Raw genomic sequence first — 19,695 nt, 5'->3', positions numbered from 1 at the left:
GGACATGATGTTACGATCACGGCAGGTGAAGAATCCGGGCTCCCTGTTCTGGACCAGAGTACGCTCCCACTGGAACCATCAGCGTGCAAGTCTCGCTACCGTGGCGGATTGGACGGTGATGCTGTACATCATTGTACCGGGCCTGCTGCTTGGCGGAGGGATTTATCGCGAGCTGTGGACAAGACCGCTTCCCGTCTGGGTTGACTATATCCCGGTACAGGGAGCTGCCTCGCTTCTGCTGCTGATGTTCTTCGGCAGGGTGCTGCTGTTTCTCGAGGAGGCCGATGTGTTGTTCCTCCGCCAGCATCCGCATTGGATCAAGGGCTTGATGCTCCGCGGGATGGGATACAGCATATGTGTTTCCACGGTCAAAGGGCTGCTGTTCACGGGGCTTGCCCTCCCGTTTCTTGTACGGGGCTATGGATTCAGCGGGACGGCATTAATCTCGCTGCTGCTGGCAGCCGCAGCCTGCGCCTGGTGCGCAAATCTGGCGGGGAGGATGATCCGTTCCCGCTATAAGGGATGGACAAGGCGGCTTGCGGGCTACTTCAGCCGCTGGCTTTTCTTCGGCACGTTCATGTTATGCGTGACTTTCGGGCTTAAAACGCCGCTAGTATTATGGTTAGGGGCTGTAATTTTTCTCGTGCTGCTGCCCCTGCTCGGCAGGTACCGATTGCGCATGAAGGGAACCTTCATGTCCGATGTGCGGGAAGATGCGAGTACGCGCATCCAATTAACCGAGAAGATTATGATTCAAGCTGTCGGCAAGCCCCCAAGCATCCGAAGCAAGACCTGGTTGTTCCGCAAATCAGGGCGCATCTTTAAAGGGGCCGCGGAAAAGCGGCTGGCGGATGCCGGCTTGAAGGCGATCCTGCGTAAATCGGAAAATCTGGCCGTGTACCTCCAGATTACATTGCTCGGAATTCCGGCAATCTGGATGCCGCCGCATGTAGTCAAGGTAATCGTCTACATTGCGATGGTCATTCTCATATCCTATTGGCTTCATACCCGGTGGGCCCAGTTTGCCAAAGCGGAATTCATGCACGTCCTTCCGTTCAACAACCGTCATTACCGGTCTGCTGGCGTGATCGTTGTTCGGACGCTGCTGATTTTGCCAGCGTTTCTGTATTCGATGGTCGCGGGCCTGACGCTCTTTCAGGGAGCGGTCGGGTGGCTGGCAGGGCTTGCATTCACGGCTGTGGCCGTCCTAGCGGCACCGTCCCTGACGTCCTGGCCGGTATACAAGGAAGAGCGCTCATTAAGAGTGAACGGGGAGGAAGCCGGCGACGAATCAGCATGAGCGGATAAATTAATATTTTGAATGCAGCTTCTTATATTATAGTAAGATTTTGCATTCGGGAAATGAAAATAAGCGCTGGTCAGCCCTCAAAAATAGGAACTGATCAGCGCTTTTGCATGTTGCTGGAGCAGTCTGGGTATCGGCTTTTGGGATACGCTCGGTAGGAGCAATACCTATCCGGAAGCAGCCTCTGCGGCGTGCTTGCCGGCCGTGTATCCGGTGGAGAAGGCGGCCGTGATATTGTATCCCCCGGTATAGCCGTGGATGTCTAATATTTCGCCGCAGAAAAAGAGGCCCGGCATCAGCTTGGACTCCATGGTTTTCGGTTGGATCTCCTTAAGGCTTACCCCGCCTCCCGTTACGAACGCCTCCTTCAGCGATCTCGTTCCGGAAGCCCGGAACATGAATTTCTTAAGGGTGGCGGCCAGTCCGGATACAGCGGTTTTGGAGATGCCGCTGCACACCGTATCGCTGTCGATCCCGGCCCTGGACAGCAGCAGGGGAATCATGCGTTCAGGCAGATATCCTTTGAGGGCATTCTTAATGCTTTTCCGCGGCTCCTCCTCAAGGTATGTCCTAATTTCACGTTCCATTTCCGGCACGGATCGGTCCGGGAACATATCGATGGCCATGTCCACATTCACGATATCGAATTTCCGCTGAACCTGGCGGATAAACTGACTGCATCGGAGCGCGATCGGGCCGGATACGCCGAAGTGGGTGAACAGCATGTCGCCGCGGTGGGCAATGATCCGCTTACCCTTCGGGTTCCAGACCGACAGCTCTACATCCCTCAGCGAGAGCCCTTGCAGCTCCTTGGAGGCAATCCATGGCTCCGTCGACACGATCGGCACCTCCGTCGGGTACAGCTCGGTGATGGTATGGCCGGCTGCCTCGGCCCATGGATAGCCGTCGCCGGTGGAGCCTGTTTGCGGCACCGACTGGCCGCCGGTCGCAACGATGACGCAAGAGGACGTAATCGTCCTACCGGATTTTAATTCTATGCCTGCCGCATGATGGTTTTCGAATAGAACTCGGTGCACCGGGCTGTTCGTCAGGATATCGGTGCCCAGCTCGCGGACCTTGCCGATCAAGGCGTTGACAACGCTTGAGGCCTTGTCCGTTACCGGGAACATCCGCCCGTTGTCTTCCTCCTTGAGCGGAATGCCGAGCCCCTCGAAGAAGGTCATAATATCCCGGTTATTCCAATGCTGAAAAGCGCTGTACAAAAACCGGCCGTTTCCCGGAATGTTGGCGATCAGTTCATCCTGCTCCTTCGCGTTGGTCACATTGCATCTGCCGCCGCCCGATATGCCGAGCTTGCGGCCAAGCTTGTCTCCTTTATCCACGAGTAGAACGGAGGCTCCTCTTTCTCCGGCTGCCACGCAGGCCATCAGCCCGGACGGTCCGCCCCCGATCACAATTACATCATAATCCGGCATGTTTGCTCTTAGCTCCTTTAAGGGTATATCACTAGTAGATCATTCTTATTATATACGGTATCCATGAATTATCCTAAGTCCTTCAGCATAGGACGGAAGCCTTTGTTCTCCTTCGTTTCAACATGAACTTACAAGATATTGTAATCTGATGTCGCCTGTGATTTAATCAAAAATATTAGAGGCGTTGTCCAATTGAGGTGATTGAGCATTGTGCTGAGCCTATGGAAAGATATTCTGCTGCAAGTTCTGCTGTCTAGTACGCTCATCTTTCATCTGCCGCTTCTCCTCGACAGACATGTAAAATGCCTGTACAAGAAGAAACCGGATGTTTTGCTGAGATTCCGCGACCAGATCGCCATCGCATGCGGAATCAGCATTATTCTATGTATCCTGCTCTCGGCGATGAGCGATTATTATGTACCGATTCATCTTGGTGTCGTTCCCTTGTATTTTGGCATTTTATACGGGAGCCGGTTTTCGGGGTTATGTCTTGCAGTCGTATATATAACAAGCCATGGGCTGATTTACGGGTGGCCGCTGGCCTGCCTCCTGTTAAATATGCTGATCATATGCTACTCACTGCTGCCTCGGATATCGACTCATTTCAAGAAGGGCTCGGTCCTTGAAAAGCTTTGCTGGCTGTGGAGCGCCCTGGTTCCATCCATGCTTCTTATTGTGGGCCACCAGGCCGTTGACGGAAAAGTCCATAATCAACACCTGAATCCCGATATGATTCTTGTTGCGGTTCTCTATATGCTGATTGGCATGCTCCACTCGGGTTTCATTGTGTACTGGATTGAATTTACCGCGGAGCGGCTGGTTGCCAATCGACATAACGGCCCTTCGATGAATAAGGAATCCGTGAGTCCGTTTCTGGATCTCATCCCGCTGGGCATTATAGCTGTTGACCTGAAGGGCCATATTATAGCTGCCAATCACCATCTGATCACGGACCTGCGCAAGGCGGCTTATCCGCAGCTGACAAGGAGCGATCTCATCGGGAAATCGTTTTATGAAGCTTTTGACGGTATGTTTCAGAAGGAGCATTTGCGTACGAGGATCGAAAAGGCCCTTCAAGGTATCGAAACGCCGGGAGAAATTGTCCGTAACGGCTCCCGGGTCTACTCGACAGGAATCTACCCCCTTATACATAATCAAACGGGCAAAATTTCGGGGGCGGTTGGAATTATTGAAGACATAACGGAGCTTGATAAACTGCGTTCCGAATTTATCAATGTGGAGCGTCTCAGCTTAGTTGGCCAGATGGCGGCCGGTATTACGCATGAAATTCGGAATCCGATGGCGGTTGTGCGCGGATTTTTGCAGCTGATGCAGGAGAAGAGCCCGGATACGCTGGATCATTATTATCGGATTGTGATGGAAGAGCTGGACCGTGCGAACAGCATCATTAACGATTTTCTGTCCTTGGCCCAGAATCGTACGGCCGAGAAGGAAGAGTGCCATCTTCACGATATCATTCACGAGCTGAGTCCGCTGTTATGGGCGGACGCCAATTTGCGCGGGCAGTCCATCGAGCTTAAGCTGGGATCGATGCTGCCAAGGCTTCTTTTGAATCCGAAAGAGATGAAGCAGCTGATCCTGAATTTATGCCGCAACGGGATGGAAGCGATGGGGGAAAAGGGAACGCTGACAATTGAGACCCGTCATGAAGGCGAGCAGGTCAAGCTATTCGTCAAGGATACCGGGATTGGAATACCGGACGATGTACTGCAGCGGTTGTTCGAGCCCTTTTTCACGACGAAGAATAAAGGCACCGGGCTTGGGCTGGCACTATGCATGAGCGTGGTGCAGCGTCACAACGGAACAATCGATGTGGAATCCAGCGAAGGCCAAGGCACCGTCTTTATCATTTCGCTGCCCGTCCGCTCCTCTCAACAGACGATGATCGAATCCCAAAGTGCCGCTGCCTTCGAATAATCGGCTGGGCGAGTTGGCATCATAAGACAGAGCCAACGGTAAAGGAGGGATTCGGATGAGCAAAAACAATTCCAAGGAGCAAGAGCAGCAAAAGCGTGGAAATAAAGAGCGCCGCGGTGAGCCCATCGTGGACAAAAAGCAGGACGGGATTAATTTCCCGGCCACCTAGGCTTGTATCACCACTTTATCGGCGGGCGGTATCCCACTTTGGATGCTGCTCGTTTTGTATTTTCTTGCTTTCACTCTTCGTGATTGTATAATATAGATAGCGATGAGTTGTTATCAATCGAATAATCTTGTTTATATAAGGAGTGAAGCAGTTATGGGTATGTCTTTTGACCGATATATGCGCGATATGGTTCAGCCGATGCGCGATGAGCTCACGGTTCTGGGGATCCGCGAGCTGACGACGCCGGAGGAAGTGGAAGAGCAGTTCGAGGCAGCGAAGGGCACGGCGCTCGTTGTTGTCAATTCCGTGTGCGGCTGTGCGGCAGGTCAAGCGCGTCCAGGCGTTGCGCTGGCATTGCAAAACGAGGTGAAGCCGGATCATTTGTTCACGGTATTTGCCGGACAGGATAAGGAAGCAACGGCGAAGGCACGTGAATATTTTGCGCCATATCCGCCTTCCTCGCCTTCGATTGCCCTTTTGAAGGATGGGGAGCTGGTACACTTTATTGAGCGTCATCAAGTTGAGAACCGCTCCGCCGAGGAGATCGCAGCTGATTTGACAGACGCATTCAATCGCTACTGCCAGTAAGGATGGCAGAAACAAAGCCCCCGAAGCGTTCGGCCTATTCCGAAGCCGCGGGGCTTTTGTTGTAGGTGCCGTCATAGGAGAAGAGAGAAGCCATTCTGAAAGGAGTCTTACGATGAGTCTACAGGAACAGATTATTGCCGAACTGGGCGTCAAGCCATCGATCAATGTGGAAGAAGAAGTCCGCAAGCGGGTGGATTTTCTCAAGAGCTATGTCACCAATTCCGGCACGTCGGGTCTGCTTATCGCGATTAGCGGCGGCATCGACAGCGCGGTTGCCGCAGGCCTGTGCAAGAGGGCAACCGATGAGCTTACGGAGGAGACCGGCAAGGAATATAAAACGCTGGGTGTATTTCAGCCCTACGGCGAGCAGGTGGACATCGCTGACAGCTATGCGACGGCGAAAGCTTTTAATCTGAAATATACGGTCGAGACCAACATCGAGGAGGCCGTCAACGAGATTGCGCTGGAAGTGGAGCATGGCTTGAAAAATATCGGAGTCAACAAGCATATCAGCATCCCGGGCAAAGGCAACGTAAAGGCCCGGGTGCGGATGGTCGTCCAGTACGCGCTTGCGTTCGAACAGAACCTGCTCGTCGTGGGCACGGATCACGCATCCGAAGCGATTACCGGCTTCTACACCAAATGGGGCGACGGCGCGGTGGACATAACGCCGCTTAGCTCCCTGAACAAGCGCCAGGTGCGCCAGCTGGCTTCTTACTTGGGCGTGCCGCAATCGATTCTGGACAAGGCGCCTACGGCAGGGCTGTGGGAAGGACAGACGGACGAGAAGGAGCTCGGCATCAGCTACGAGGATAACAGCGACTATCTGGAGGGCAAGCAGGTGGCTCCGGAGGTCCAGGAGAAGCTGGAGAGCTACTATCGCCGAACGGCGCATAAACGGAATACGATTCCGGGGATTTAATAGCCCCGGAGAGCGTGAGCAAGTCCCTTTTGGGGACTTGCAGCGGGCCTGAGGGCCCGAAAAGCGTGAACAAGCCCCTTTTAGGGACTTGCAGCGCGGCCGGGGCCTTGTAGCGCCCAGGGCACCAACTCTCTTTTACACTCTCACATTCTATGGGCTGACCCCATCAGTAGATGTACTGCTGGGTCAGCCCTGTTTTGTTTACTATCGATCCTAATTTGTGCAGACCGGGCTTAAGTGCTCATACGGTAATTTTTTCATGAAATTATATTGTGCAACGAAAATCTCGCTTTTCGGGTACAAGCACTGATACAATAGTCTGAGGCAGAGTAATGGTCGGACTAGAAATCAGAAAAGGGGCGCGAGCGATTGTGATTTACGGTATCGGACATGATGTGCTTGATATGCGGAGAGTGGAAATTTTGATGACCGGCCCGCATAGCGAAAAGTTTGTTGAACGGGTATTGACCGAAGCAGAGCGGGAGATCGCGCTCCAGAAGGGCGCCAAGCGCACCGAGTTCGTTGCCGGCCGCTTCGCGGCGAAGGAAGCGATATCGAAATCCTTCGGCTGCGGGATCGGAAGCCTCATCGGCTTCTGGGATATTGAAGTGCTCCCGCATCCGGGCGGGCGGCCGATCGCCAGCTTGTCCCCTGAAGCGTGGAGCCGCCTGTCGATCGGCGATCCAGCCGATTACGTGATCCATTTGACCATTTCGCACCAGCCGGAGCTGGCCTCTGCGTTCGCAGTCGTGGAAAGGATCAGGCAAGGATAACAGAAGGAGATAGACTAGCATGCACACAGAGCGCAATCACGATAGATATTTCAGCAGCGAGCTGCTGAATTGGTATGACGTTAATAAAAGGGATCTGCCATGGCGAAGATCACGCGACCCCTATCATATATGGGTATCCGAAATAATGCTGCAGCAGACAAGGGTGGACACGGTAATTCCTTATTTCCACCGCTTCATTGAGCGCTTCCCGACCATCGAGGCACTCGCGGACGCGCCGGAAGACGACGTGTTGAAGTGCTGGGAAGGTCTTGGGTATTATTCCCGGGCCCGCAACCTGCAGAGTGCTGCACGGCAGATTACGGAGCAGTACGGCGGGGTGATGCCGAGCGGCAAAGAGGAAGTCGCCGGTCTAAAAGGCGTCGGTCCCTATACGGCCGGCGCCATCCGCAGCATTGCGTTCAACATCCCCGCCGCAGCAGTGGACGGGAACGTGATGCGGGTGCTGTCCAGATATTTTTTAATCGAAGATGACATTATGAAGATCAAAACACGTACCCGGATGGAGGAGCTGGTGCTAACGCTCGTTCCGGAGGGGAGGGCTTCGGATTTCACCCAGGCGTTAATGGAGCTAGGGGCGTTGATCTGTACGCCTAAATCCCCAAAATGCCTTGTATGTCCGGTCATGGAGCACTGCGCGGGCAGGCTGGAAGGGAAGGAGGAATCGCTTCCCGTTAAGACGAAGGCGAAGCCTCCGCGTCCCGAGCATCGGCTGGCAGCCATCGTGGAAGGAACCGGCGTGCATGAAGGGAAGATCCTGATCCGCAAACGGCCGGCGGCAGGGCTGCTGGCCGGGATGTGGGAGCTTCCGCATATTGAAGTGCCTTCCAGTCTGAGCGCGGTATCGACCAAGGGAGTCACCGAGCCGCCGGATGCGAGCACGGTATCGACCAAGAGGAGCGCGGCAGCGTCCGATACGGCCTCCGTTCATTCCGGGGCGGTCGTTGTGCCACCCGAGAGGGCCGCTGCCGCCGCCGTCATCGGGCTTACGGATGGCTTGCTTGCGGAAGGAATTCCGGCAAGGCCGATCGGTCATTACATGGATGCCGAGCACACGTTCAGCCATATCCAGTGGAAGATGTCCGTCTACCGCTGTGTATGGCAGGAGGAGCCGGAATCCCTTAGCGGGCTGCAGGCCGCTGAGATCGCTGCTGCCTACGAGGCAGGGGAGACGAATGATTATCGCTGGATCGATGCCGGCGATATGGAGCGGTACGCCTTTCCGAACGTGTTCATCCGCATCCTTACCTCCTATTTCTCCAAGAGGGATGCTGCCGGTTCGCGATAGAGGATAAGACGAAGGAGCTGTGATGCTGCTTGCATAGCTGGAAACATGGGCTGCTGTATATCGCCGGAATCGGCGTTTCGAACTTGGGGAACTGGATTTATCTCGTTGCTATCAATTTGCTTGTGTTGAACATGACGGGATCGCCGGCCGCAGTGGCCGGCTTGTTTATCATCCGTCCGCTCGCTACGCTGCTCACCAACTCATGGGCCGGCAGCATCATCGACCGGGCCAACAAGCGCACGCTGATGATCATGACGGACGTGATCCGTGGCGCGCTTATCGCCCTGATCCCGTTTATGACGTCGGTGTGGGGGATTTATGCGATCATGTTTTTGATCAGCGTAGCGGGGGCATTCTTCGGGCCGACGTCGATTACGTACGTCACGAAGCTGGTGCCGGCGGAACAGCGCAAGACCTTTAACGCCTGGTCCAGCTTTGCCTCCTCCGGCGCGGCTCTGTTGGGTCCGGCTATCTCGGGCGTCTTGATCGCATACACGGATATCCGCATCAGCATTATCATCAACGCCGTTTCCTTCTTCCTGTGCGCGCTGGCGATTTATTTCCTGCCGGATGTGGATGCGCCGGGAAGCGAAGACGGCAAACGCGCCGGCATGACCTTGAAGATGCTGGTCAAGGATTGGATCGCCGTGCTTGACTTCGGGAAGGCGGCAGCTTATTTTGTGCTCATCTATATTTTGTTCCAAGCGGCAATGCTGCTGGGCTTCGCGCTGGACTCGCAGGAGGCGACCTTTATCAAGCAGGTGCTTCAGCTGGGGGATGAGGATTACGGCTTGCTTGTGAGCGTAGCGGGGGCAGGGTACCTTGCAGGCTCCGCCGCGGCATCGTTCACCGTGAAATGGCTGTCGGTCCGCATGCTGATCGGGGCCGGAACGCTGCTGTCGAGTGTCGGATATTTCGTTTTCTATGCATCGAACGGATATGCGGTGGCGGCAGCGGGATTTGTTATTTTCGGCTTCTTCTCATCGTTTGCGAATGCCGGTTATATGACGTTTTTTCAAAACCAGGTTCCGATCGACCTCATGGGACGTTTCAGCAGCGTGACGCGCTTACTGGAAGGAATCGTGCAGATCATGCTGACGCTGCTGCTTGGCGTAGCCGCAGATCTGTGGTCTCTGCAGACGGTATGTCTCATCGGTGCCGGCGCGGCGTGCGCGGTCTCGCTGATCCTGCTCATCGCGGCTTATGCCCCGTCCAAGGCTCGCTGTTACGAGTCCGGGCCGTCCGCCGGAGCCTAATCGCCTGAATGACCAGGGAGGCAGGGGTTCTGTCAATCGGCTTGAACGCACCTCGTCAAAAAACTCAACAAGTGGAGAACAGCTGCTCTTTCGTGAGCCGCCCTGTACTCCACTTTTTTATATTCAACACATAAAAAAGAGCCGTCCCGCCGCAGCATGATCTGCTTGCGAGACAGCTCCTTATTATAATCGGCTTCGCTCAGAGCGAGAACGCTGGATTACTTCGAGCTTTCGTAGCGTTTGCCGACTTCTTCCCAGTTTACAACGTTCCAGAATGCGGAGATGTAATCAGGGCGTTTGTTTTGATATTTCAGGTAGTAAGCATGCTCCCAAACGTCAAGGCCGAGAAGAGGCGTTTGACCTTCCATGAGCGGGCTGTCTTGGTTCGGTGTGCTAGTTACGGCCAATTTGCCGTCTTTCACAACGAGCCATGCCCAACCGCTGCCGAAACGGGTAGTAGCTGCCTTCGTGAAATCTTCCTTGAATTTATCGAAGCCGCCAAGCTCGTTGTTGATTGCGTCAGCCAGAGCGCCGGTAGGTTGTCCGCCGCCGTTTGGTCCGATAACTTCCCAGAACAGGGAGTGGTTGGCATGGCCGCCGCCGTTGTTGCGAACTGCCGTGCGGATGCTTTCAGGAACGGCGTCCAGATTCGAAATCAGCTCTTCAAGGGATTTGTCTTGAAGCTCCGGAGCGCTCTCCAGGGCAGCGTTCAGGTTGGTTACGTACGTGTTATGATGGCGATCGTGATGGATCTCCATCGTTTGTGCGTCGATGTGAGGCTCGAGCGCGTCGTTTGCGTAAGGAAGAGGTGGTAATTGGAATGCCATAAATGAAAACCTCCTGTAAATTAGTTTTTTGGTTATGATCAAGGCCGTCCTTGTTCAGGAAGTCCTTATCATCCGGGCAATGCAGTATGTAACATCAGCTACACTACATATATTAAACCGTTTGGGGGGATTAAATCAACTTTTATGTTTGAAAAGTCTGAAAGATCGTTGGAACGGGAATCCAAACTTTCTCCGCGAATCTATCGTTATTCTAGTATAGCCATCACATTCCGTCGATTGGAATCGATCGGGGGTGCTTGGGCGGAAAGGAGCAGTTTCATAATATGAAGAAAAAAAGGTACAAAGCGGCAGCCGTTCTGTTGGCTGCAACGTTGGCGGCCGCTCCGCATGCCGATGCGGCTGCGTCTAAGACGGCGTCACCGCAGGTTTCCGGATCTGCCGCAGCCCAAATTCCGGCTCTGGACTGGCGCGTGAAGCTCGGCGGCGGCGTCACGGCTACGCTTGTGCAAGCCGATGTGTGGCAGCAGAACGGAGACAGCGTGGCCGTATTTACCCTCCAATACAAGAATGGAGGAAAAGCCGCGGCCCGGCTCGTCACTTACTTCCCCAAAGCGGTGCTTCCCGGCGGTTCAGTCAAGGCTGCCAATCCGATCTCCAAGGACCTTGCGAAGAAGAAGGTCGAGCCGGGTCAAAGCATGACCGTAACCTATTACGTCAAGACGGACAGTCCCTCATTGTCCGGCATGAAGCTTGCTATGGATGTATGGAATCCGAAGGTCAAAGGCTATTTGGAGCGTGTCGGGTCTTACAAGCTGCCATCCAATTATTCGGCCGCGATTGACTCAGGCGTCCATGCAAAGCTGAGCCTGAGCGGAACTCCGGTTACCGTCAAGTCGGAATCGCTGGAGATCATCAAATATGACGGTAAAGTCATCGCCAGGGTTGGCATGTCGATCACAAATAACGGCGGCAGCGTATGGACGGACCGCGGTTATGACCCGTTCTTGGTCACGAAGAGCGGCAGCTCCTTCCGGCTTCAGCGCGAGGCAGGGCCCGAGGGAACGCCGATTCAGCCGAAAGAACGAAAGCTGGTTTATTACATAACAGAAGTTCCATCGTATCTCAAACCGTCCGGCCTGCGTTTTTTATGGACGGAAACGGACGAAGCCTTGAAGCTGAGCCTGCCTGCAGGCTCGTTCCGCCTGCCTGCCGCAACCGCTCCTAAATGGGACGTGCCTGCTGGCGCGGCCAAGTCCCTGACGATTGGCGGCCAGCCGGTCGAGGCGAGAATCCGTCAAGCCACGCTGCGCTCTTCCGGGGACCAGGGGATATGGAATATCGAGATGGCTTTCAAGAACAAAGGGAAGAAGACCGCCAAGGTTCCGGCATATGACTATGCGATCAAGGCGTCGGAGGGCTCTTACCATCCTTATGCGCCGGGAGATCAGAGCAGCCTGATGCTGACGCTTCGGCCGGGGCAAGAGAAAACCTTAACGCTGGAAATCTCCCTGCCGATGGAGCTCAAGCAGGACCGGTTGAAGCTGCAGATGATCGAAGCATTGGGCGATGAGCGCACACCTTCACCGCCTGCGGTTCAGGAGGGATCGGGTGGAAGCACAGGACCGGAGGATCCAAGCAAAGTGAGTCTGCCTTTGGCCTACTTCAGCATACCTTATCAGACGGAACGCCAGTCCTCCATCGGGGTTGAGTATGCGCCTCAGAGCGCCGGCGGGTTTGCTTACACGCTGGAATCCATTCAGCGTCTGCCATGGCAGGATACGGATCTTATTGTTGCCAAGCTGCGATTGCGCAATACCCATGAGACGAACGCCCTGCAGCTGCCTGAGCTGAAGGCGGATGTCACCGCGGACGAAAAGACCGTGCTCGCAAGCCCCGAGGTCATTGCCGGGGAGCAGGGCTCCATGATCGCCCCGGGAGCATCCACCGAGGTGTCCGTCCTGGCCAAAATTCCGTACACGAAGGATATCCGCACGCTTCGCTTCAAGCTGTTTGCCCAGCAGGAAAGCGTGAAGACGCCTTTCCTTACCCTGACCACGCCTGGACATACGCAGTCGATCGAGCTGCTGGAGAAAGGGAAGCCGTATACCGTCACGACGGCCGGGAAACGGGCAGAAGCGCAAGAGAGAAGGACGCTGATTTACGAAGGAGCGGATTCGGACATCATTTATACCGAACTGACGCTGACCAGCGGGGAAGCGCGCCGGGTACAAGCTGCCTTGCTGAAAGGATATTTCCAGGGAACGGACGGGAAAATTTACGAAGCCGATACCGTGCAGCCGGAAACGCCGATTCAGCCGGGAGGCAAACAATCGGTCGTATTCTGGGCCAGAGTGCCGAAGGGGACGGCCGGAGGCTTGGGGCTTGCCTTGGGCACGGCGATGTCCGGAGGCAAGCTTGCCGAGCCGGGTAAAGACGTGAGCGGCGTCCTGGGCGTGAAGAAGATGCAGCTGAATCCGGTTCGTCCGGCCGCAAGCTCCAATCTGACTGCGCTTGACTGGTATCCTTACAGCATTTCCGTGACGAAAGCGACGGGGCATTTACAGGAGGGCAGCTCCAGCATCTCCATGAATATCACGGTGGACGTGAAGCGAAGCGACAGCATCACCGCTGCCGATGCCGGCCACAAGCTGATTTTGACGATCAAGGACACCCTGGGCCAGACGCAGGAGCGCATCCTTACGCCGGGGACCGACATCCAGGTTCCGGGCACGAGGACGCTATCGTTTGAAATGACGGATGAGCAGTACAAAAAATTGAAAGGCGGATGGTTTACCCTGACGCTCGCGGACGAATTCCAGAATGAACGGATCACCCTCGGCACTCAAAGCTACAATGTTACGTTCTATCCGAATGTTGTGGAGCCGCCGGAAGAGTAAGTAGGGAAACCAAGGACCAGGGAGAGGAAAAGGCGAACATGTTGCGTTTGGAAAATGTATCGCACAGCTTCAAAAACGGCAGCGAGGTATTAAAGGTGCTTCATAATATCGAGTTCGAGGTCAAGGCAGGCGAGATGATCGCCCTCCTTGGCAGCTCGGGCTCGGGCAAATCCACGCTGCTAAACCTGATGGCCGGGCTTATGAAGCCGACGGAGGGCCATATTTATATCGCCGGCCAGGATATTGTCAAATATAACGAGAACAAGCTTGCCGTCTTTCGGCGGAAGCATATCGGATTTATTTTTCAAGCATATGAATTGATTCCTACGCTGACGGTGCAGGAGAATGTAGAGCTTCCGCTCGTCTTCCAATCCGTACCAAGATCTAAGCGCCGAAAGAAAGCGATGGAGCTTCTGGAGATTACGGGCATCGGCGATAAGGCCGAGATGTATCCTTCCCAGCTCTCGGGAGGGCAGCAGCAGCGGGTCAGTATCGCGCGGTCGCTAATTACGGAGCCCTCCGTCATTTTTGCGGATGAGCCGACCGGCAACCTCGACACCAGGACGGAAGAGGAGATTCTCCGCATCATGATGACGCTCAACCAATCGATGAACACGACGTTCGTTATCGTCACGCATGAAATGGAAGTTGCGGCCCAAATGAAGAAAACGATCATGCTTCGCGACGGCTACCTCGTCACCCCGGGGGAAGAATCGGGACCGGAAGCACAGCGTCGGCCTGAAGCCATCGCACCCGTAGCTCCCAAAGAGCCAGCAGCACATCAGCTGGAAGTCGTCGCACCCACAGCTAGCGAGGAGCCAGCCATGCATGAGCCGGAAGTCGTCGCACCCACGGCTAGCGAGGAACCAGCTGAGCCGGAAGTCATCGCACCCACAGCTAGCAAGGAGCAGGACGTGCATCAGCCAAATGTCGCCGCATCTGCGGTTATCGAGGAGCCCGCGGCGCGTCAGCCTGAAGTCGTCGTGCCTGCAGTTCCCGAGGAGCCCGCAGCTCCTGACACGGCAGACGCTGCCCAGGAGCTGCAGGCCGTCCCGTCCGGGCCGGAGAAGGCAGGTGACGAAAGCTGAAATTTGTAGACAGCATGCGGCTTGCATGGGGCCAGATCAAGCGCCGCAAAGTGGTGACGGCCCTGTGCATGACCGGGATATCGATCGGATGTGCGGCGATCATTGTAGCGATCAGCATCGGAAACGGCGCACAAAGCTACTTGGAGAAGGAGATCATAGGCGGCCTGAAGCTGGATGAAATCATGGTAACCCCGCAAGGCACCAGCAGCCCCGGGGAGGGAGGCGGCGGGCCCGGCGCGGAGCGGGGGCTGTTGACCGATGACAAGGTCCGGGTGATTGAAGGCTTTCGTCATGTGAAGTCGGTCATTGCCGCGAAGCAGATGGGCTACTTCCGGTTTGTCTCGTCCGACAATTTGGTTCATGACGGCATCAATATCATGGCCGTTGACTTGATGAAGCTTAAGGAGCAGGGGAACCGGTTCGCGCAGGGCGGGCCTCTGGATCAGATGGGCGCGGTGGTGCTCAACTATGGGGCAACGTCAGGCTGGAAGGATGCCGAGACCAGCGAAAGATTGATGAACATGATGAACAGCGATCCCAACAATCCGAAGGTATGGGAAGAGTTTAGCATGTATGACAGCTCCATAACGGATATGATGGGCAAGAGCATTCAGCCGGAACGGATGGATGGCGAACAGAAATCGCTCGGCCCGCGCCTTTATATCGGGGGAGTGCTCGATGTTCCGAAGGGGCAGAATGCCGAGTTTGCCATCTACGACCGCCAGGCCTATGTATCGTTCGAAACGGCCGATTGGCTGAATGACACCTTGAATTCCAATAATGGAGCCGCCATGAAGCAGCGGACGTACGATACGCTTACGGTCAAGGTGGATGATCTTGAGCATATCCAGCAGCTGGAGGAGCTTATTTCGAAGCTGGCCTTGAACGCCAGCGACAACTTGGCCGCGCGCGATCAGATCGCCTCCCAGCTGAATACCTTCAAAGCGATTGCGCTGGGCGTCGGCGTATTCATTCTGCTGCTGGCGTCCATCTCGATTATCGTGGCCATGACCATGTCGACGCATCAGCGCCGCCGGCAAATTGGCATCATGAAGGTTCTCGGGGCGAATTCGGGGCAGATCCGCGTCATGTTTATCGTCGAAGCGAGCCTGCTCGGTTTCCTTGGCGGCTTGCTCGGCATCGTATTCGCTTATTTTATCGTGAACGGGCTGAACTCGTTCATTACGGCTTCCGCGGGCATGGCGGGACTGCAGATTGAAGTGACCCCCAATACGCTGCCGATCGGCATCGCATTCGCCGTGACGACGGGCATTTTTTCAGGAATTTATCCGGCGATCAGCGCCGCCAGGACCAATGCGCTGCTCGCGATCAAGCGGGATTAGGAAACTACCGGATCGGAAAGGACGCTAATATACGGTATGAAAAAAATAATAAAATGGTTGGTTATTGCAGCGGTAATCGGCTTGGTCGGCTATTGGGGATACGGACAGGTAAAGCCGAAGGAAGAGCCGATCCCCATGATGGAAGAGCCGCAGGTGATTTCATTCCCTGTCACCGAGGAGACGATCGTGATGACAGTTCAGGTCAAGGGCACCTCGGAGTATGGAAAGGAAACGAATGTATACGCCCCTTTCGAAGCGAAGGTGGAATCCTGGAACGTTGCGAACGGGCAGCAGATCAAGAAAGGCGACACGCTGTTCAATCTGGAGCAGAAGACCATTCACCAGCAGCTTCAGCAGAAGGAGGCCGAACGGAAGAAGCGGAAGCTGGAGCAGGAGCTGAAGGAGTTTACGCTCAATCAGGATTTGGACAATGCCCCGGTCGGAGCGACGGAAGCCGAGCGCTTGAAGCTGCTGGCCGATCAGGAGGCCGCCAAGCTGAGCAGTGAGCTGGACGGGGTCAACGAGCTGATCGAGGCTCAGACGATCGCGGAATTGAATGAGCGACTGAAGCAATCGACGTACCGGGCGCCCTCGGCGGGCATCTTTCTATTCGACAACTCACAGAAGCAGCCCCAGTCGGTGACGGCGAACCAGTACATCGGCAAAATCGTCGATCTGAACTCCCTTCGGTTCGCTGCCTATGTCGGGGAGAGCGAGGTATTCAGCATTAAGCCGGGGATGGAGGTTGAAGTGAAAATGCCTTCCATTAAAGACATGAAGCTGAAAGGAAAAGTGGAAGAGGTGGCCAAATTCGCGGAGACCACTTCCCAGGAAAAGCAGACGTCCCAAACGCCGCAATTCAAAGTGATCATCTCCCTGCCGAAAAACGACCGACTGATCGGCGGACTGACCTTGACCGGAGACATCGTCACCGAACGCAAGGAGAAGGCGGTTGTCGTGCCGAAGCTGGCTGTTATGACCGAAGGCGACATCTCTTACGTGATGGTCGATAAGGGCGGCGGCCAAATGGAGCGGCAGGATATCGAGACAGGCATGCAGACGCTGGATAAAATCGAAGTGCTGTCCGGACTGAAGCCGGGGGATACCGTGGTTCTTCAATAGGAGGAAAGAAATCATCACAGCAGGAAAAGCGGCAAGCCAGCGGAGAAATGATACGCGTGCGCAGCTTCTTCCACACATGCCAAGAGGCTGTTCCGGGTCTACCGACCTTTGGGACAGCCTCTTGTGTCTGTTTCTATATTAATGACTATCCATGTTTGATCACGGTGTCGTAAATATGCTCCAAATAAGAAATGGAAATGTGCTCGGCTTCTGATCTAGCGATGAAGGTATCCGAGGCTGGACGCAATCGGCGGTACATACCGATGGCGGTTTTCAGCGCATGGTAGCAGCTGTTGGCGTCATGAACAGGAAGGGTCCGTTTAAGCTCCTCCAATTCGCTCTTCGCATGCTCCTCCAGTTTTCGAACACCTCTGGGCAAATGGCCTGCTTGCATCAGGATCAACGGGCCTAATACCGTGCTGCGAATAAAGGTGATCAGGTCGATGGCCTCAAAAATCTCTCCTCTTCCGAGCTTTGCAGCGCCGTAATGGATCCATACCCAGAAGCGATCCTCCATCCATTGCGGATCTGCCGTTGGATACGAGGGGGAGGTCGCTTGAAGGATCGAGCGGATCTCTCCGGTTCGCTCCCATAGGATAAGCGGATTTTCAATCCGCGTTGTTAGCTCTGCCGGGGTGATGAATTTGAGATCGACATGAAGAGGCTGCGGTCCATATAAGCAGATAACCAGGCGAGGTTCGCCGACATGCTCTCCCGTGAAGGCCGACAGCAGATAGCCGAGCCCTTCTGCAATTCGGATCCGTTCCTCCATGATTGAACTACGGTAAGCTGCGTCATACACGATAACGAGGTCCAAATCGCTGTATTCATCCATCGTTCCCGTCATCATGGAGCCGCCGGCAAGCAGTCCCAGCATTCGATGGTCTTGGCTGAGCTTCGCTTTGGCTTGTTCCAAGAATTGTTCGTGTAAAGGCAATAGCATTGAAACCACTCCTTAAAATAAGACCCATTCCTTAAAATGGGTATTACGCCAATCTACCACCTCCCAGGATGGACTGTCAATTCTATCCTTCGATAAAAAGGGAGTTCATTTCCCTATCCGCTGCGTAAATCTTAATATCAAGCTAATCCTTTCCCTTGAATTTTTAACATGCTTTTAACAATAACAAGAAATTTTATCCAATCCACAAAATGTAAACGCTTCAAATAAAGCGCTTTCAGAAGAAAACTCGTGAATTTACGAGAAAGATGTGGTTTAATGGACAAGGAAACAGGATTTTCGGGTTTTTTGTAGTAAACATTAATGTCAGGTTTGCGTTAACGGAATACTTGTTCTTTGTAAACCGGGTAAACCGCATCATGCTAACGAAAAGGGAGATTTTGAAATGCATGTTCGTTCCTTTCAGTTGAGTGACTGTAACCCCGTAACCGAGCTATTACAGATTGCTTTATCGGAAGAATGCTACGAAAACACGATGGAGCCCTTCTCCAGGCAGCTTGCTTGGGACTCCGACCTGATCATGGTGGCGGAGGAAGACGGCGAGATTGTCGGTGTCCTAATCGGGACCATCGAGCGCAATCATGGCTGCTATTATCGCATTGCCATTCATCCTGATTACCGTAGAAGAGGGATTGGCAAAGCCCTGGTATCGGCTATGGAGCAGCGTTTCCAATCACGCAAAGTCAGCCGGATCCTGGTAGCCGGAGACGAGCATAACGCTGCAGCGATGCCTTTTTATGAAGCGATGGGCTACGGAGCCAGCAAGATTTTGCAATCGTTTCAGAAGCTCAGCATTGTGATGGGGCCCCGGTAAGAGCCTCTGGCGTCCTATGCGGGCACACGGCAGCCTAAGACCTCTACAGAGATAAATCATTAAATTTTTCCATAGTGTGAGATTTCAAAAAGCCAACTTTTCAGCGCGAATGAAGGCGAAGGGCCGTCAGAAGCTCAGCAGCGGCCATTGCAGAAACGGCTGGAGCAACAGCGATTTGCGAGCATGCATGCCGGATGCGCATAAGAATCCGCCGCCTGAACTTCTTCGTGATCAAAAGGGGACTTTTTGAATGACCTCTATATCAAGCATATCTTTCAGCCGTTGCAAATGGAGGGGAGATATGCTTTTCTATTAATGTACCCATTTTGAAGGTGCCGCCTGTCGAGGTTCGTAGGTGAAATCGAAGTAAAGTAGGTGTAGTATGGGACAAGTGATTCCTCCGGATTCAGCCGAGAACGGACAAAGCAGCGAGCCGCGCCAGCAGACTGGCGGTAAGAACGGCTGGGCCGCCGAACTGTGGGATTGGGTCAAGACGATCGCAATTGCCTTTGTTATTATGGTGCTTCTTAATATGTTTGTGTTTAACTTGTCGATGGTTAAGGGCGAATCCATGCAGCCGACGCTGACCGCATCGGAGCGGCTGTTTATCAATAAAGTGGTGTACCGCTTTGCAGAGCCTAAGCATGGTGACGTCATCGTGCTGAAGGACCCGAGCGACGGTCCGGATAAGAAAGAGTTTCTTGTAAAACGTATTGTCGGCGTGCCCGGGGATACCATTGAAGTAAAGAATCAGAAGCTGTATGTCAACGGCGTCCCGCAGGACGAGAAATATACGGACGTCCCGATCGAGGATCCGGGCTTTAAACCGGTGAAGCTGGAAGAGGGGCGGTATTTCGTGATGGGCGACAACCGCCACCTCGGAAAGAGCAAGGACAGCCGCATGTTCGGAAGCGTTAAGGAATCGGATATCGTGGGCAGAGCCGAATTCATATTCTGGCCGCTGTCGGAAATTAAAAAGCTGTAGCCA

15 protein-coding genes and 1 pseudogene are annotated in these 19,695 nt (G+C 54.3%); 13 read left to right on the top strand and 3 right to left on the bottom strand.

Annotated features, from left to right (window positions below):
- Positions 1 to 4: 4 nt before the first annotated feature.
- Positions 5 to 1,300, top strand: coding sequence for an ABC transporter permease (locus BBD41_RS10765; RefSeq protein ID WP_237087055.1), 1,296 nt, complete (start codon positions 5 to 7; stop codon positions 1,298 to 1,300).
- A 173-nt stretch (positions 1,301 to 1,473) separates the two neighbouring features.
- Here BBD41_RS10765 and BBD41_RS10760 read toward each other — a convergent pair whose 3' ends face one another.
- Positions 1,474 to 2,742, bottom strand: coding sequence for a BaiN/RdsA family NAD(P)/FAD-dependent oxidoreductase (locus BBD41_RS10760; RefSeq protein WP_099477579.1), 1,269 nt, complete (start codon positions 2,740 to 2,742; stop codon positions 1,474 to 1,476).
- Between the two features lie 210 nt (positions 2,743 to 2,952).
- Between BBD41_RS10760 and BBD41_RS10755 the strand changes: the two genes are divergently transcribed.
- From BBD41_RS10755 to BBD41_RS10730, 6 genes are all read left to right on the top strand, one after another.
- Positions 2,953 to 4,680 carry a two-component system sensor histidine kinase NtrB gene (locus BBD41_RS10755; protein ID WP_099477578.1) on the top strand — a complete coding sequence of 576 codons (1,728 nt, stop codon included), beginning with the start codon at positions 2,953 to 2,955 and terminating at the stop codon, positions 4,678 to 4,680.
- A 322-nt stretch (positions 4,681 to 5,002) separates the two neighbouring features.
- Entirely contained in the window at positions 5,003 to 5,437 is a 435-nt protein-coding gene (locus BBD41_RS10750) for a BrxA/BrxB family bacilliredoxin (RefSeq protein ID WP_007132426.1), read from the top strand.
- Between the two features lie 112 nt (positions 5,438 to 5,549).
- Positions 5,550 to 6,359 (top strand): ammonia-dependent NAD(+) synthetase, encoded by an 810-nt coding sequence (nadE, locus tag BBD41_RS10745; protein WP_077569819.1) that lies wholly within the window; start codon positions 5,550 to 5,552, stop codon positions 6,357 to 6,359.
- A 371-nt stretch (positions 6,360 to 6,730) separates the two neighbouring features.
- On the top strand, positions 6,731 to 7,132 hold the full coding sequence (acpS, locus tag BBD41_RS10740) for a holo-ACP synthase (RefSeq protein ID WP_077570678.1): 402 nt from the start codon (positions 6,731 to 6,733) through the stop codon (positions 7,130 to 7,132).
- Between the two features lie 19 nt (positions 7,133 to 7,151).
- Positions 7,152 to 8,438, top strand: a complete 1,287-nt coding sequence (mutY, locus tag BBD41_RS10735) for an A/G-specific adenine glycosylase (RefSeq protein ID WP_099477577.1) — start codon at positions 7,152 to 7,154, stop codon at positions 8,436 to 8,438.
- A gap of 29 nt (positions 8,439 to 8,467) precedes the next feature.
- Positions 8,468 to 9,694 (top strand): MFS transporter, encoded by a 1,227-nt coding sequence (locus tag BBD41_RS10730; RefSeq protein WP_099477576.1) that lies wholly within the window; start codon positions 8,468 to 8,470, stop codon positions 9,692 to 9,694.
- A gap of 218 nt (positions 9,695 to 9,912) precedes the next feature.
- Here the strand turns inward: BBD41_RS10730 and BBD41_RS10725 are convergent, their stop codons facing one another.
- Positions 9,913 to 10,521: a superoxide dismutase gene (locus BBD41_RS10725; RefSeq protein ID WP_099477575.1), complete on the bottom strand. Its 609-nt coding sequence runs from the start codon at positions 10,519 to 10,521 to the stop codon at positions 9,913 to 9,915.
- A 284-nt stretch (positions 10,522 to 10,805) separates the two neighbouring features.
- On the opposite strand from BBD41_RS10725, the gene BBD41_RS10720 reads away from it, so the two are divergent.
- The 4 genes and pseudogenes from BBD41_RS10720 to BBD41_RS10705 all read left to right on the top strand — a co-directional run bounded on the left by BBD41_RS10720 (position 10,806) and on the right by BBD41_RS10705 (position 16,932).
- Positions 10,806 to 13,379, top strand: a complete 2,574-nt coding sequence (locus BBD41_RS10720; RefSeq protein WP_077569815.1) for a hypothetical protein — start codon at positions 10,806 to 10,808, stop codon at positions 13,377 to 13,379.
- 38 nt (positions 13,380 to 13,417) lie between these two features.
- Positions 13,418 to 14,128, top strand: a pseudogene (locus BBD41_RS10715) (ABC transporter ATP-binding protein); the annotation flags it as partial.
- 353 nt (positions 14,129 to 14,481) lie between these two features.
- On the top strand, positions 14,482 to 15,810 hold the full coding sequence (locus tag BBD41_RS10710; RefSeq protein ID WP_189636165.1) for an ABC transporter permease: 1,329 nt from the start codon (positions 14,482 to 14,484) through the stop codon (positions 15,808 to 15,810).
- A 36-nt stretch (positions 15,811 to 15,846) separates the two neighbouring features.
- Positions 15,847 to 16,932: an efflux RND transporter periplasmic adaptor subunit gene (locus tag BBD41_RS10705; protein ID WP_077569814.1), complete on the top strand. Its 1,086-nt coding sequence runs from the start codon at positions 15,847 to 15,849 to the stop codon at positions 16,930 to 16,932.
- A 145-nt stretch (positions 16,933 to 17,077) separates the two neighbouring features.
- Here the strand turns inward: BBD41_RS10705 and BBD41_RS10700 are convergent, their stop codons facing one another.
- Complete coding sequence (locus BBD41_RS10700; protein WP_099477574.1) at positions 17,078 to 17,875, bottom strand: nucleotidyltransferase domain-containing protein; 798 nt, start codon at positions 17,873 to 17,875, stop codon at positions 17,078 to 17,080.
- 403 nt (positions 17,876 to 18,278) lie between these two features.
- Here BBD41_RS10700 and BBD41_RS10695 point away from each other — a divergent pair, with 403 nt between their 5' ends.
- Positions 18,279 to 18,707, top strand: coding sequence for a GNAT family N-acetyltransferase (locus BBD41_RS10695; RefSeq protein WP_077569812.1), 429 nt, complete (start codon positions 18,279 to 18,281; stop codon positions 18,705 to 18,707).
- A gap of 382 nt (positions 18,708 to 19,089) precedes the next feature.
- Positions 19,090 to 19,692, top strand: coding sequence for a signal peptidase I (gene lepB, locus BBD41_RS10690; protein ID WP_077569811.1), 603 nt, complete (start codon positions 19,090 to 19,092; stop codon positions 19,690 to 19,692).
- Positions 19,693 to 19,695 lie beyond the last annotated feature (3 nt).

Source organism: Paenibacillus ihbetae (assembly GCF_002741055.1).
GTDB classification, from domain to species: Bacteria; Bacillota; Bacilli; order Paenibacillales; family Paenibacillaceae; genus Paenibacillus_AQ; species Paenibacillus_AQ ihbetae.
This window is presented reverse-complemented; position numbering and strand designations above follow the sequence as displayed.